This window comes from Arthrobacter sp. H35-D1 (genome assembly GCF_030063185.1).
Classification (GTDB): Bacteria; Actinomycetota; Actinomycetes; order Actinomycetales; family Micrococcaceae; genus Specibacter.
Map to the genome: position 1 here is coordinate 1 of NZ_JASISP010000005.1, position 14,514 is coordinate 14,514.

General features: G+C 62.5%; 18 protein-coding genes and 1 riboswitch. Of the genes, 12 read left to right on the plus strand and 6 right to left on the minus strand.

The window, feature by feature from the left end:
- Positions 1-263 precede the first annotated feature (263 nt).
- From QMG25_RS07880 to QMG25_RS07930, 11 genes are all read left to right on the plus strand, one after another.
- The gene (locus tag QMG25_RS07880; RefSeq protein WP_283459005.1) at positions 264-470 is read left to right on the plus strand and encodes a hypothetical protein; all 207 of its coding nucleotides are present in this window, start codon (positions 264-266) and stop codon (positions 468-470) included.
- 253 nt (positions 471-723) lie between these two features.
- Complete coding sequence (locus QMG25_RS07885; RefSeq protein WP_283459007.1) at positions 724-1,053, plus strand: heavy-metal-associated domain-containing protein; 330 nt, start codon at positions 724-726, stop codon at positions 1,051-1,053.
- Positions 1,054-1,187: 134 nt separating this feature from the next.
- Entirely contained in the window at positions 1,188-3,239 is a 2,052-nt protein-coding gene (locus QMG25_RS07890) for a copper-translocating P-type ATPase (RefSeq protein ID WP_283459337.1), read from the plus strand.
- Between the two features lie 83 nt (positions 3,240-3,322).
- Positions 3,323-3,844: a hypothetical protein gene (locus QMG25_RS07895; RefSeq protein WP_283459009.1), complete on the plus strand. Its 522-nt coding sequence runs from the start codon at positions 3,323-3,325 to the stop codon at positions 3,842-3,844.
- Positions 3,845-3,950: 106 nt separating this feature from the next.
- Positions 3,951-4,553, plus strand: a complete 603-nt coding sequence (locus QMG25_RS07900) for a DUF305 domain-containing protein (RefSeq protein ID WP_283459011.1) — start codon at positions 3,951-3,953, stop codon at positions 4,551-4,553.
- Positions 4,554-4,646: 93 nt separating this feature from the next.
- Complete coding sequence (locus tag QMG25_RS07905; RefSeq protein ID WP_283459013.1) at positions 4,647-5,537, plus strand: F510_1955 family glycosylhydrolase; 891 nt, start codon at positions 4,647-4,649, stop codon at positions 5,535-5,537.
- Between the two features lie 4 nt (positions 5,538-5,541).
- Positions 5,542-6,291: a cytochrome c biogenesis CcdA family protein gene (locus QMG25_RS07910; RefSeq protein WP_283459015.1), complete on the plus strand. Its 750-nt coding sequence runs from the start codon at positions 5,542-5,544 to the stop codon at positions 6,289-6,291.
- A 25-nt stretch (positions 6,292-6,316) separates the two neighbouring features.
- A complete protein-coding gene (locus QMG25_RS07915) occupies positions 6,317-7,894 on the plus strand; it encodes a multicopper oxidase family protein (RefSeq protein WP_283459017.1) in 1,578 nt (525 codons plus the stop codon).
- 12 nt (positions 7,895-7,906) lie between these two features.
- A complete protein-coding gene (lgt, locus tag QMG25_RS07920) occupies positions 7,907-8,839 on the plus strand; it encodes a prolipoprotein diacylglyceryl transferase (protein ID WP_502866369.1) in 933 nt (310 codons plus the stop codon).
- The gene (locus QMG25_RS07925; RefSeq protein WP_283459022.1) at positions 8,832-9,479 is read left to right on the plus strand and encodes a thioredoxin-like domain-containing protein; all 648 of its coding nucleotides are present in this window, start codon (positions 8,832-8,834) and stop codon (positions 9,477-9,479) included. Before lgt ends, QMG25_RS07925 begins: the two co-directional genes overlap by 8 nt.
- A 27-nt stretch (positions 9,480-9,506) precedes the next feature.
- Entirely contained in the window at positions 9,507-9,752 is a 246-nt protein-coding gene (locus tag QMG25_RS07930; protein WP_283459024.1) for a hypothetical protein, read from the plus strand.
- Positions 9,753-9,916: 164 nt separating this feature from the next.
- Here QMG25_RS07930 and QMG25_RS07935 read toward each other — a convergent pair whose 3' ends face one another.
- The 5 genes from QMG25_RS07935 to dut all read right to left on the minus strand — a co-directional run bounded on the left by QMG25_RS07935 (position 9,917) and on the right by dut (position 13,552).
- Positions 9,917-10,744, minus strand: coding sequence for a M23 family metallopeptidase (locus tag QMG25_RS07935; protein WP_283459026.1), 828 nt, complete (start codon positions 10,742-10,744; stop codon positions 9,917-9,919).
- 5 nt (positions 10,745-10,749) lie between these two features.
- Positions 10,750-10,924, minus strand: a riboswitch (cyclic di-AMP (ydaO/yuaA leader).
- A gap of 197 nt (positions 10,925-11,121) precedes the next feature.
- Complete coding sequence (locus tag QMG25_RS07940; RefSeq protein WP_283459339.1) at positions 11,122-11,757, minus strand: DUF3159 domain-containing protein; 636 nt, start codon at positions 11,755-11,757, stop codon at positions 11,122-11,124.
- 75 nt (positions 11,758-11,832) lie between these two features.
- Positions 11,833-12,162: a single stranded DNA-binding domain-containing protein gene (locus QMG25_RS07945; protein ID WP_283459028.1), complete on the minus strand. Its 330-nt coding sequence runs from the start codon at positions 12,160-12,162 to the stop codon at positions 11,833-11,835.
- Positions 12,163-12,173: 11 nt separating this feature from the next.
- Positions 12,174-12,965: a DUF3710 domain-containing protein gene (locus tag QMG25_RS07950; RefSeq protein WP_283459031.1), complete on the minus strand. Its 792-nt coding sequence runs from the start codon at positions 12,963-12,965 to the stop codon at positions 12,174-12,176.
- Positions 12,966-13,018: 53 nt separating this feature from the next.
- Positions 13,019-13,552 (minus strand): dUTP diphosphatase, encoded by a 534-nt coding sequence (gene dut, locus QMG25_RS07955; RefSeq protein WP_283459033.1) that lies wholly within the window; start codon positions 13,550-13,552, stop codon positions 13,019-13,021.
- Positions 13,553-13,647: 95 nt separating this feature from the next.
- Between dut and QMG25_RS07960 the strand changes: the two genes are divergently transcribed.
- A complete protein-coding gene (locus QMG25_RS07960) occupies positions 13,648-14,172 on the plus strand; it encodes a DUF3093 domain-containing protein (RefSeq protein ID WP_283459035.1) in 525 nt (174 codons plus the stop codon).
- Positions 14,173-14,226: 54 nt separating this feature from the next.
- Here QMG25_RS07960 and QMG25_RS07965 read toward each other — a convergent pair whose 3' ends face one another.
- Entirely contained in the window at positions 14,227-14,496 is a 270-nt protein-coding gene (locus QMG25_RS07965; RefSeq protein WP_283459038.1) for a DUF4193 family protein, read from the minus strand.
- Positions 14,497-14,514 lie beyond the last annotated feature (18 nt).

Here is a 14,514-nt window from a genome sequence, read left to right on the forward strand (position 1 = left end):
GGCTCAAGAAAAAACTCAACAACGCCCTCAACACCAACCTCCACACCACCGCACCCACCACCAACCCCACCCACACAAGCCCACTAGAACAATTCCTCATCACCTACACCCACAAACACCACAAATAACGCCATGGAACAGCCAGTCAGCCAACACTCAGATCACGTCAGGCTGGGGCCGCAGCCATTTACATGGCATAGCAACCAAGCTCGGGCATACCCCGCCCAAGCATTCGTGTCCACGCGCTGACCGGGCCTCAGGACATGGACCTTGTCCCCTTTATGCTTGACCCCTTCATGCTGGGGTGGCTCGAACGGGTCATCAATACTCAGGACCATAGGCAGCCCAGGATTGCCGAACACCCCGAGAAGATCGATGCAAATATGCTCGCATTCACACCGTTCCCTGCAAGCCACCGGCTGCAGGCCTGGTTGGACGCCCCGGACGCTCCTGATCGTCACCCCCGCTGACGCACCCATCACCAAACCACGCGACGCTCAACACGAATGCGACCTCGTCGTCTCAACACAACGGGGAACCCAATGACGTTCCGATGCCCGCGCCAACATCAAGGGTTCGCGCACCTTGACTCGAAATACCCCCGGAGGGTATATTTGACGTGTTGTCAGTGAAGTAGTTTGTCTCGACTGAGGATCATTCCGGTCGCCACTGCCGTTCATCCCGCAACGCACAATTCACCTCTACTCAAAGGAATTAGCTGACATGTGCGGAATCGAAACCCGTGAAGATCTCAATCTGACCCCTGCCACTGACAGTGGCTGTTCGTGCTGCTCCACAGACTCGAGCGCCGTGGTCTCGACTCCCGCCGTTCCGGGTGGGACTGCCGGCACGAAGTACGAGCTGGAGGGCCTGACGTGCGGGCATTGCGTGCAAACCGTGGAAACGGCTGTCTCAGCGGTACAGGGAGTGGAGTCGGCCACCGTTGAGTTGGTGGCCGCTGGCATCTCATCGCTGACCGTCACCGGTGATGCTGGCATGGCATCGGTGCAGGCCGCCGTCGACAATGCCGGCTACACCCTTACCGGAAACTAACCATCTGCTGCCCTTTTCCGCACCGCTGAGCTAGGAGTGACGTGGACAACCACAACAAACCCACCGGCCACCAAGCGACTGACACCGCACCGGAACGGGTCTTGCCTGTAAATCAAAAAACCGCAAGTCATACAGTGCTGGATCAGCCCTCGATGCAGCACGGCGACATGGCTCATGACGACCATGCCGTGCACAACGAGGGACAACATGCCGGTCATAGCACCGCCATGTTCAAGAACCGCTTCTGGCTGACCCTGCTCCTGTCCATCCCTGTCGTGTTCTTCAGTCCCATGTTCGGGAATCTCCTTGGCTACGCCGTGCCCGAGTTCCCAGGTTCGGTCTGGATCCCGCCTCTGCTGGGAACCATCATCTTCTTCTACGGTGGCCAGCCGTTCCTCAAGGGTGGATGGCAGGAAATCAAGTCCCGCCAACCGGCCATGATGCTGCTCATCTCCATGGCCATCACGGTCGCCTTCATTGCTTCTTGGGTGACGAGCCTGGGCCTTGGCGGCTTCGACCTGGATTTCTGGTGGGAGCTGGCACTGCTGGTGGCCATCATGTTGCTAGGGCACTGGATTGAAATGCGCGCACTCGGCTCAGCCAGAGGTGCCCTCGATGCACTGGCGGCCCTGTTGCCGGATGAGGCTGAGCGGGTTGTCGACGGCGGCACCGAAACCATCAGCATCGCACAGCTGAACCCCGACGATATTGTCCTGGTCCGTCCCGGCGCAAGGCTGCCCGCTGACGGAGAAATCACCGACGGGTCCGCTGAAGTAGACGAGTCCATGATCACCGGCGAGTCCAAAACCGTCCCCCGCTCGATCGGGGACCCCGTGGTGGCTGGCACTGTTGCAACGGATAGTTCTCTCCGCGTAAGGGTGACAGCCGTCGGGGATGACACAGCGTTGGCGGGGATTCAGCGGCTGGTGTCCGAAGCCCAATCCTCCACATCCCGGGCACAGGCACTGGCCGACCGTGCCGCAGCGTTCCTGTTTTACTTCGCCGCCGGGGCCGGCGTCATCACCTTCATCGTTTGGTCGCTGCTGGGCAGCATTCCCGACGCCGTAGCCCGCACCGTGACAGTGCTCGTCATTGCCTGCCCCCACGCCCTGGGTCTAGCTATCCCCTTGGTCATTGCCATCTCCACCGAGCGTGCGGCCAAGGCAGGGGTATTGATCAAGGACCGGATGGCTTTGGAGCGGATGCGGACCATCGACGTCGTCCTCTTCGACAAAACCGGAACCCTCACCAAGGGCGAACCGGCCCTCACGGACGTCGCCGCCGTTGATGGACTGACAACGGATGAGTTGTTGACTCTAGCGGCCGCTGTGGAATCAGACAGCGAACACCCCGTGGCCCGCGCCATCATTGCAGCCGCGAACAAGGCCGACACTCCAGCCTTGGCAGCCACGGCGTTCCATTCGATGACCGGCCGCGGAGTCCAAGCAACCATTGATGGTTCCACCGTGGCCGTCGGCGGTCCGGCACTACTGACGGAACTCGAACTCACCGAACCAGAGCAGATCGCAACTGCGACAACAGAGTGGATGAACCGCGGGGCCTCGATTCTGCACGTCATCAAGGATGGTGCGGTGATCGGCGCCGTCGCCTTGGAAGATGAAATCCGTAATGAATCCCGACAGGCAGTCCACGCCCTGCAGACCCGGGGCATCAAAGTTGCCATAATCACCGGTGACGCCCAGCAAGTCGCCACGGCTGTGGCCGCCGAGCTCGGCATCGACGAGGTCTTTGCCGAAGTCCTGCCCCAAGACAAAGATCAGAAAGTGGCCGAACTCCAAGGCCGCGGCATGAAGGTGGCCATGGTCGGTGACGGCGTCAATGACGCACCCGCACTCGCCAGGGCAGAAGTTGGCATCGCGATCGGTGCCGGAACGGACGTCGCCATGGAATCCGCCGGAGTGGTTCTGGCCGGAAACGACCCCCGCGCCGTGCTCTCCACAGTCGACCTGTCCCAAGCCAGTTATCGTAAGATGTGGCAAAACTTGGTCTGGGCCACCGGCTACAATATTATCGCCGTCCCCCTGGCCGCCGGAGTGCTGGCCGGCGTCGGGTTCGTGCTCTCACCCGCCGCCGGAGCAGTACTCATGTCCCTGTCCACTATTGTCGTGGCACTGAACGCCCAACTGCTGCGCCGACTCAAGCTCAACCCGGCCGAGGTGCGCTAAACCCGCTCCACCGGAACCACCCAGTTTGGCCCAGTACACTTCACAACGACCATCATCACCCAGCCGCCAGGAAGGTTCCGGCCATGCATGCACGCAGCTTCTTGCCGCTGCAGGGAACCTTGCTGCGCTGGGGCGGGCTGCTCATTCTCATGCTCGTCTTGGTGGTCGGACTGCTGGGCATGCACGTGATCGGCAGCGGGCAGACAGCGGCGTCGTCAGCACCGGTCTACGCTAGTAGCGCCGGCGCGACAGAAATTACCGCCAATATGACAGCAGTCGACCCTGCTGCGGCTATTCCTGTCGCTGCGCACTCTGCAGCGACACCTGCCCTGACGGCCTCCGATCATGTCCAGGCTTCTGCAGTTCCCGACTACCAAGGCAGCAATGCGGTCTGCGGGTGTGCACCGTCGGGCTGTGACACATCGATGGCCAGCCACGGGGCTTGCATCCCCGCCGCAGGGGCTGCCACACCAGCGGCTCCACCGCCCGGGCTGGTTCCTGACCCTGCCGCCGGCCCCACCGAAACTGGTCATGCCAAGCCCAAGCCGGCGGACCTCGTCTTCAACGCCCCGTCCCTGACTCAACTCTGCATCAGCCGAACATAGAACGACGGCCCTGCCTGCCACCCTGTGGCGGGACATCGTCTACGCACCCCACCACGGGGTGACGGCTCCCCTGTAGTGAAACCCTTTGAGTTGAGGACTGTTCCCCTTGAAAAAAATTCTGACCTTTTCCGCGACCGCACTTGCCGCGATAATTGCCCTATCCGGCTGCTCCACCGGCACCGAAGGCGGTGCCATGCCCGGCATGGACCACGGCAGCTCGGCCATGTCCACCGCACAGGGTCCCTCCATCGACGGGGAGCACAATGCAGCAGACACGATGTTCGCCCAAATGATGCTGCCCCACCACTCCCAGGCGGTGGAGATGAGTGACATCATGCTGGCAAAGCCCGGCATGGACGCAAAAATCATCGCCCTGTCCAAGGACATAAAAGCCGCCCAGGCCCCGGAGATCACCACCATGACGAACTTTCTAAACTCTTGGGGTGAACCCACCGCCATGACGGGGGACCACGCTATGGAGGGCATGATGACCAGCGCCGATTTGGACAAACTGAAGGCCGCCGAAGGCACCGAAGCCGCAAGGATGTTCCTGATCCAGATGACTGCCCACCACGAAGGCGCCTTGCAAATGGCCAAGACCGAGGTCGTAGACGGCAAGAACTCTGATGCCGTCTCGCTGGCCAAAACGATCGTTTCCAGCCAAGAAGCCGAAATCAACGACATGAAAGATCTGCTGGCAGCCCTCTAACGGACCACCCGCGCCAACTATCGGTGGCGGTACGGCCCAGTTGCGGCCGCCACCGACCCAGTTCACCCCGTTACTTTTTTTTGGAGACCACTAGTGACCCCCCGCACTCTCTTTTCACGCACTCGCCTCTCGATCGCCGGCGCGGCGCTTGCCTTCCCGCTGGCATTGGCCGGCTGCACGTCAGCCACCACCTCCACCACCTCCGATGCACCCGCGACCATGCCGGCCCCTGCCGGGCATGTCCATGCGATTTCGGTGGACCCGGTAACCACTGAAGTCCTGCTCGCCACCCATGACGGTCTCTACGACGCCACCGGCGAATCCTCTGTCAAGGTCGGCACGAACACCATTGACCTCATGGGATTCACTCCCACTGCCGATCCCCAAGTGTTCTATGCCTCCGGCCACCCCGGGCCCGGCTCGACACTGCCGAACCCCGTCGGACTCATCCGCTCCACGGATGCCGGCAAAACGTGGGAGCCTCTCTCACGCCAAGGCCAATCTGACTTCCACGCGCTGACCGCCTCACGAGACAACCTCGTCGCCTTCGACGGCGAACTGCGCACCAGCACCGACGGCATCACTTGGGACACCTCCACAGCGACCTTCGCCCCTGCCGTACTGGCCAGCAACCCCTCCACACCGATAGTCCTGGCCACCACCGAGGAAGGCCTGCAACGCTCCACCGACGGCGGGAAGACCTGGGAACCCGTCCCAACCGCCCCACTGATGCAATTTGTCGCCTTCGCCGCCTCGGCCCAGAAGGCCCCCACCGACGTCGCGGGGGTTGCCCCGGATGGCAGCGTCCATGTCTCCACCGACGCCGGACTCACCTGGACAGCCACAGGAACGGTGGAAGGAGAAGTCCAAGCCATCACCGCCCTGGCCGGTGACGCTGGCAAACCGGCAATCTGGGCATCCACAACTACAGGTATCCAGAACTCCACCGACGGCGGAGCAACCTTCAGCTCCGCCACACCCTAACGTCGTGGACATCGGGGAATTCTTCGCCACCAACGTCACCGACGGTGCCCTGCTCTTGGCCATGTTGCTGGCCCTCGTCGCCGGCATAGTGTCTTTCCTGTCGCCGTGCATCTTGCCGCTGGTGCCCGGATACCTGGGCTATGTATCCGGGCTGGCCAATCCCAACGAGCCGGGGAACCGCCGCCGCGTCTTGACCGGGGTGGGGTTGTTCATTCTGGGCTTCGCCGCCGTGTTCACGCTCTACGGTGCCGCATTTGGCCTGATCGGATCATGGCTGCTGCGCTGGCAGGACCTGCTCATGCGCTTCCTGGGAATCGTGGTCATTCTGATGGGTCTGGTGCTGCTGGGCGGTTTCTCTTGGCTCCAGCAGAGCCGCAAAATGAATCTCACCCGCCGCACCGGTCTCGGCGGCGCCCCGGTATTGGGCGTCGTGTTTGGACTGGGGTGGACCCCCTGCATGGGCCCCACGCTCAGCGCCGTCCTTGCCCTGAGCGTCTCAACGGGCAGCGCCGGGCGCGGGGCCTTGCTGGCCTTCGTCTACTGCCTGGGCCTCGGCATTCCCTTTGTCCTCGTGGCTCTGGGACTCGGCTGGGTCACTCGTGTATTGGGCCTGGTCCGCCGGCATATCCGCGTGGTCAACATCCTCGGGGCAGCGATGCTGATCGCCCTGGGCCTGATGATGGTCACCGGCCTGTGGATGAAATGGATCTATCAATTGCAAAACCTCGCCGGCACCTTCATCACCCCCGTCTAACCGGCCACCAACAAAGGATTTCACCATGAACAACACCCTCAACCGACGCTCCTTCCTTGGACTGTCCGTCGCCGCTGCCGCCATGGCCGCGCTCAGTGCCTGCACTCCCGCCATCAAAGCAAGCCAACAGAACCGGATACTGCCCACGGATCCGCTGATCGCGGACACCGAAGCCAGCCGGGCTGCAACCGGGAAAACCATCACCGCGACGCTGACACCGGCACCACTGACCACCACGCTGGCAGGCAAAACCATCACCACCGCCGGCTACAACGGCACCCTCGTGGCACCAACCCTGCGCGGCGCAGTGGGCGACCAACTCAAGGTCGCTGTTGCCAACAAGCTCAGTGACGGCACCAGCGTGCACTGGCACGGACTGGCCCTGCGCAACAACGACGACGGCGTGCCCGGCATCACCCAGGACGCATTCGCCCCCGGGTCCGAGAATGGCTACGACTTCAAGCTCTCCCACCCCGGAACCTACTGGTACCACTCACACGTGGAAATGCAGCGCGAACAAGCCCTCTACGGGGCGCTCATCATCGATGATCCCAATGAGACGCTCGTTTATGACAAGGAATGGGTGATCATCCTTGATGACTGGCTCGACGGAGTCACCGGAACACCGGAGGACGTCATGAAGGAACTCTCCCAGGGCATGGGCGCAGGCATGGGAGAGGGTGGAATGGACGGCATGGACCACGGCAACACGGACCAAGGAACAAAGGACCCGGGAACCATGGACCAAGGTGGCGGCATGACTATGGGGCACATGCTCATGGGTGCCTCCAGCGACTTTTTGGGCGGCGACGCCGGTGACGTCGCCTACCCCTTCCATCTCTTCAACGGCAAGGACCCGGGAAATCCGGAAACATTCATGGCCAAACCGGGTGAGAAAGTCCGCCTGCGCATCATCAACGCTGCCGGGGACACCGCCTACCGTCTCGGCGTCCCCAACCAGCAGCTGACCCTGACCCACACCGACGGGTTCCCCATCCGGCACACCGAGGTCGACGCCGTCGTCCTCGGCATGGGTGAGCGCATCGACGCCCTCCTGACAGTTAAGGAAGGCTTTACCGCCGTTCTAGCACTGGCCGAAGGGAAAGGGCAAATGGCCTACGGGCTCATCACCACAGGGGCCGGGACCGCCCCAGCCCGGGAGAGCCTGCCCACCACCCTCACCGGCACAGTGGTCGACGGCGGCCAACTCACCGCGGACCCCTCCGTGACCCTGCCCGCCAAGAAACCCGACCGGGTCCATGAACTACGGCTCACCGGCGGAATGATGAAGTACGACTGGAGCATCAACGGACGCCGCTTCGATATGGCCAAACCGTTCGAGAATGCCTTTGACCTCAAAGCCGGGGAACGGGTGGAAGTGAAGTTCATCAACGACACCATGATGTGGCACCCCATGCACATCCACGGCCACACCTTCCAAATCGGAACCGATGGGGCCCGGAAGGACACCGTCATTGTCCGGCCCATGGAAACCGTGACCGTCCAGTTCGATGCAGACAATCCGGGCCAGTGGCTCTTCCACTGCCACAACGCCTACCATGCAGAACGCGGCATGATGGGCATCTTCTCCTATCTCAGCTAAGGCCCAACCACCATGATTCCCACAACACTGAATAGCATGTCCATTCCTTCCCCCACCGTGGCAGCGTTCCAACTCGGACCGCTGACCATCCGCTACTACGCCCTGTGCATCCTGGCAGGAATCATCATTGCAGTCTGGCTCGCCGGCCGGCGGCTGACCGCCCGGGGAGGAACTCCGGGGGTGATCCTGGACATTACGATGTGGGCGGTCCCCTTCGGGATCGTCGGCGGACGCCTCTATCACGTCATCACGGACCCCGAGCTGTATTTTGTACCCGGGAAAAATCCGTGGAACGCGCTGAAAATTTGGGACGGCGGGCTGGGCATCTGGGGTGCCATCGCGTTGGGCCTGCTCGGGGCCTACATTGGCTGCCGCCGCCACAACGTGCCCTTTGCCACACTCATTGACGCAGCGGCGCCAGGACTGCTGATCGCTCAGGGCCTGGGCCGGTGGGGAAACTGGTTCAACAACGAACTCTACGGCGGCCCCAGCACTGCGCTGTGGAAACTGCAGATCCACCAGATGGACTTCACCACCGGCCGAGCCGTCCTCGACAATTCCGGGGTGCCAGTGGTGCTCGGCTACTTTCAACCAACGTTTCTCTACGAATCCTTGTGGTGCCTGGCCGCAGCCGCGGTCCTGCTGGTCCTGGACAAAAAATTCCGCTTCGGTGCCGGATCCGTATTTGCGCTCTACGTGGTTTTTTACACTTCCGGACGGTTCATGTTCGAACTACTCCGCTCCGACTACGCCAACACCATTCTGGGACTGCGGGTGAACACCTGGGTCTCGGGCCTGCTGCTGCTCGCCGGGACTGCCTGGTTCCTTGCCACACGCCGCAAGGCCCGCTCCACCATCAATTCCTCCACCGAAGATTCAGCGCCCACGGCCAGTTCCTCCGACGCCGTTGTAAAGCCGTCTTCCTTGGGAGCCCCCAATGAATGATGCCAACGACCACCAAGCCCAACGCCAAGCCGAACGCCAAGCAAAAGTAAATGCAGTGTTGACCGCGCACCGGCGCAAGCAACGCAACCGGAGCCTCTTCGTCTACGGCGGCCTTGGCCTGCTGGCGATCGCCGTCATCACCATCGTCGCGTTCGTCGTTACCGGTTCCGTTCAATCTCGGACTGCCACGGAGGAGGCTGCCAAGAAACCTATCGCCGGCATCGAGACCTACTCGAACCTGACCCGCAACCACGTCAAAACTGCGGTGGGCTACCCGCAGGTCCCGGGTGTCGGCGGGGACCACTCGGCAACCTGGACCAACTGCGGTACATACCCGGAACCTGTAAATGAAGAGCGGGCAGTCCACTCCCTTGAACACGGGGCAGTGTGGATCACTTACAAGCCCGGCATCTCCCCCACAGATCTGGGGACGTTGACAACTCTGGTCAAGAACAAGCCTTATGTCCTGCTCAGCCCCAACCCGGACCAAACCTCCGCTGTCACCGCCTCCGCGTGGGGCACCCAGCTCAACGTCCCGAGCGCCGACGATTCCCGCCTGCCCGTCTTCATCAAGGCCTACGCCATGGGCCCGCAAACACCCGAACCCGGGGCAGCCTGCTCCGGTGGCACCAACGGTTGACCCACCACACCCCTTAGGAGACATCCCGTGAACAACAATCTCCCCGACAACGACGTTGCCAAAGACTTCCGGCACCACCGCTTTCTGGTCCGAATGGGACAACTGATAATAGCAGTCGGGGTCTTGGTGGGACTCTCCCACTGGATCGTCCACGTCGCCCTAACTGGGGGCCCACCCGGAATCCAGGACCTCTTCATCGGCTATCCCACCGCCGCAGTCCTGATGATCGTCGGAGCCGTTCTCGCCGGACGGGCCACTCCCAAGAAACGCTGACAGGTGCACTGAGAGGCACCCGCAACCACGTGGACCCCGGAATCGGCTATGGGGCGCCGTCCGACCTCCGCAGCACCCATTTGCGCGCAGAGGCCAGCAGGCCCTGGATTCCCCGGCTGGCCGAGGGATCCAGGGCCCATCATCCGTCGGTGTTGCGCAGCCGGTCAGATGAAGGGTGCGGGATCAATGGTTTGGCCGTTCTGCATGACTTCAAAATGCAGGTGGCAGCCGGTGGAGTTTCCCGTGGTCCCGACGCCGGCAATCTGCGCACCCGCACCGACCTGCTGGCCTACGCTGACGGCAATGGAATCCAAGTGGTTGTATGTAGTTTTGATGCCGCCGCCATGGTCGACGACGATGCGGTTCCCGCCCCCGTACTGGCTCCAACCTGCTTCCGTCACCGTCCCGGCTCCGGCGGCGAACACCGCGGTGCCGCACGAACCGGCAAAATCAGTCCCCGTGTGCAACTCCGCGGCCGCGCCCGTCAATGGATTAGTGCGGTACCCGAACGGCGAGGTGACCGTCAGCGCGGCCAAGGGCGGGCGCAGCCCCGACAACGTCTGGACCACCGGGACCTGATCCACAGCCGCCGGTGCCGGGGTTGGAGCGGGGGCCGGGAGCGAAGATTGCTCCGCAGCGGCAGGCTGCACTGCACTGGCAGGAGACGCCGGGGGTGCGGGTTTGCTGAAGACCTTCGGCTTGGCAAAGCTCACCTCAACATCCTTGTCGGCAGTCACGTCCTGCTGCAGCGTTGCTGAAGGCACGGACGCCCCGACGGTGACAGCCGGTGCAAGACGGTGGGATTCAGCATGGGCCACCGGCAGAGCGGTCAGGGCAATGGCTGCCGCCACTGCGACGATACCCAGCTGCTTGCGGCCCTTGCCGCCTCTACGGGCTGGTTCAAGTCCCGGGACCCAATGGCGTCCCGGCAATGCTGGCGAAGATTTGATGGGTGTGGCGCGGCGGCGGCCGTGCTGGCGTGCGACAGACAAAATGGCAATCCTCTCGACGCCGGCGAAGTTAGCTGTCGGATTCGGGCGAGGTGCCTCCCCGGCCCGACCAACACACGGCCGTGAGGTCCATGGTGTGCTGAGCGGGCTTCACCCCAAGGTGCACTGTGGCACCGGTGGTGGTTCCTCCGCCCCCGTCGGGAAGCTGAACGGTCGCGGTCCGCCGACGGGGTTTGGCGAAGCGGGCCACGAACATACCCATCAAGGGCATGTATTTTTTCAAGCCTAGCCGCCAACGGTAAAAAGTTATAATTTCGTTACACATAGATTCCGGGCACTTTCCAGTCGCCAGTTCCTCCAGCTGGCGGCCATGATGGCACCGGGGATCACAGGAGGCAAAGGCCTTTCCACTAGAACGTTCAGCTAGCTGGTTTGGCCTCGGTCACGGGCCGGCTGACCAGCCAAGCGATCCACAGGCCAAAGGCATACAGCGGAACACCCATGATCAGGCGCATGGCCCCCAGGGCGTCGACTTGTTCCGTGAGGTAAAGCGGAAGTTGCACCACCAGGCGCGCCGCCATGACGGCCACCACGATCCATGTCGCGACGCGGTAGGCACGGAGCCGTTCAGGTTTGTCACGCCAACGCACACCCTCATTGCGGGCATAACCGAACAACAGACCCAAAACAGGCCACCGCACCGCAATGGAAACCACCATGGCGAGGATGTAGGCGCCATTGGTGATGAATCCCACCAAGTAGTAATTCTCGGCTTTGCCGGTCTTCATGGCCAGGAACGCGGAGAGTGCGACGCCGGCGATTCCGGCCAGTGCCTGGGTCAAGGGCGTGCGCTGGATCAGTCGCGCCACGAGGAAGACTACGGCCATGGCCACTGATCCGACGAGCGCAATGGTGAGGTCCCGGGTGATGGTGAAAGCCACCAGGAAGACAAGCCCGGGCAGCACACTTTCTGCAATGCCCCTGACTCCCCCGGCGGCGGCCAGCAGGTCAATGTGACCGTTTTCCTTGCGCGTCAGGGCGCTCTTGGCGGCCATTTCCTGGGCAATCTCAGCGAAACCACCGTTGGGCTCTTGCGCTGGCGGATTCTCTTCGGGGCTCTGCTGACTCAACTAGGTCTCCTGGGTTCCGATGATCTCGTAGCGTGGGTTGTACATGGTGGGCAGTCCGTCGCGAAGCGAGACCATGCCCTCGACCCGCAAACGCGTTCCTGCCACAATGCCGGGCACGCGCCGTCGTCCCGTCCACACCAAGCGCAGGCGGTGATTGATGCCGTCGGCGCTACTGCGGCGAGTCTCGCGGTCGGTGACTATTGCGGTATAGGCAGGCACCATCGACGCCGGCAGGATGGTGACGGCGTCAATGATGCCTGTGCACACTGCGCGTCCGCGGGCGGGCAACTCGCTGATGGCTGTAAGGCCAGGCCAGTCGCCCTGCTGCATGGGTGCCAAAGTCAGCCGATCGCTGTGATTTCGGGTCCGCGCTGCAACGGCTCCCCACCTTGGGCCGGAGCAGCCGGATCGGTGGGCATGGCCCCGTCGGGACTGGAGGCAGCATCCTTGGGCAGGCGCAAAAGCAGCAGGTCGCGCGGAGGCAGCGGGGTCTCGCCGCGGACCACAACGACGCCGCGGAACAAGTCCTCAAGTTCCTGGGCAGCTTCGCTGTCCACCGCGGCGTTGCCACCCAAAACCCCACGCAGGAACCAGCGCGGGCCGTCGATGCCCAAGAAACGGGCCACGCGGAAACCATTGCTTCCTTCGCTGGTCTGGACCGGAACCTTCGCCAAGACTTCTTTGCCGAAGATGCCGTCGAGAATTTCAATCTCCCCGCCCTGTGCACCGACCGACAGGCCGATCTGCTCGCGGATGTCACGCCACAGCTCTTCCGAGCGCGATGCGGCAAAGGCCTGCAGTTGCAGGCTTGAGCCGTTCAAATCAAGGGTCACGGCAATGACGCGCGAGGTGCTCTCCTCCACTTCAAGGCGCAGCGACAGGCCTTCGCGGGGTGTGACGAGCAGTGCACCCAAGTCCACGTAGCCGTCGGTGTTCTCGACCTCGGACAGGTCCAAAGGACCGTGCATTGCACGGTCATAGACGGTGTCGGAGGGGTCGGGAGGGAGATTCAACATCTCCTGGCCTGCACCGTCCGCTGCGGATCCTGTACCGTCCGGATCGACGGCAGCAAGGCCGGACTCCGCCGCCTCGTCCGAGCTGTTCTTGTTTTTCTTGCCAAACCCAAAAGCCATGGGATTAAGACTCCTTGTAAAAAGTTGGAACGCGAGATAATTGGGGCGGCTGCTTAGCCGTTGCTGGACCTTGGCGCCGCTTCGCTGTGGGGTGCCGGGGAAAATCCACCGGTGGACCCGAACCCGCCGGTGCCGCGCACTGAAGCCGGCAACTCGTTCACCTCAATGAACTCCGCCATTTCCACGCGCTGAATCACCATTTGTGCAATTCTATCGCCCCTGGTCAGCGAGATGGAATGCTGGGCGTCAGTGTTCAAGAGAGTCACTGAAAGCTCGCCACGGTAGCCGGCGTCCACGGTGCCTGGACTGTTGACAATGGTCAGCCCTTGCTTCGTGGCCAGGCCGGAACGAGGGTGGACCAGGGCCACAAAACCAAACGGCAGCGCAATGCTCACACCGGTGGGGACCAAGGCACGCTCTCCCGGCGCCAGCACCACATCGATCCGCGTGCGCAAATCGGCACCTGCATCACCCGGGTGGGCGTAGCTGGGAGGCTCGATTCCGGCGTCGATCATGCGCAACTGCACGCTCAGTGTGGGGCGTCCGTCGTCGGAGCCGTGGCTTGAGGGAAAAGTCTGTTCGGTCACAACAACCCACTCTATCCCGAACAGGCGCGCGGCGCCTGCCCGGGCGTCGGGGCGGCCGAGGTGATTTACTACCGGAAAGGTGAAAAGCTATAGGCATGTCATCACCTTCGCCGCAGAGCGCAACGTCCCCCTCAACGGCTCACTACATTGAGAAACTCTGGCCCGGTTTCTGGGGATGGGTCATTGTGGTTGGGCTCTCCGCGGCCGGCATCCTGATCTTCATCCCGATCAGCCCGACGGCCGGCTACGTGGCTTTCTTCGTCTTGCTTATCGGCCAGGCCACCCTGCTCATCGGCTCGACCCCGACCATTGAGGTGACCCCTGAGACACTGCGGGTGGGAAGGGCCCAGATTGAGCGCCAGTATGTTGGCGACGTGACGTTCTACCACGGCGAGGACGCCACTGAACAGCGCGGCACCAAGCTCAACGGCTTGGCTTACCTGTGCATCCGCGGCTGGATCAAGCCTGTCGTGAAGGTGGAAATCACCGACCCCTCCGACCGCACCCCCTACTGGCTGACGTCCTCGCGCAACCCGGAACACCTTGTCGCTGCCCTGCGGGGCACCGCACGGCCCAGCACAGGACAGCCCAACGCCGGACAATCCAGCCCGGAAGCATGAACCCGCAAGCCTGAGTCAACTTGCAGAACCCCGATCCCCCAAGCCGCCGGGCATTCAGCCTTCACAGTCGCTGCAGTATTTCAAGTCGGACTTTTCACGCGCCAGCTGTGACCGGTGCCGGACCAGGAAGCATGAATTGCAAGTGAATTCATCAGTCTGTTCGGCCAGTATCTCCATGGCCAATTCCTCGGCGGGCGTCTGGCTCCCGGGGAGTTCGTAGTTCTCCGCCCCCTCGGTTTCCGTCAGATCGATCACAGCGTTCATTGCAGTGCCGGGGCCGGCGGGGCGTTGGGCCGTCCTTGGCCTGTGGTAGCCGGTTGTCATTGTTACTTCCTTAGAATC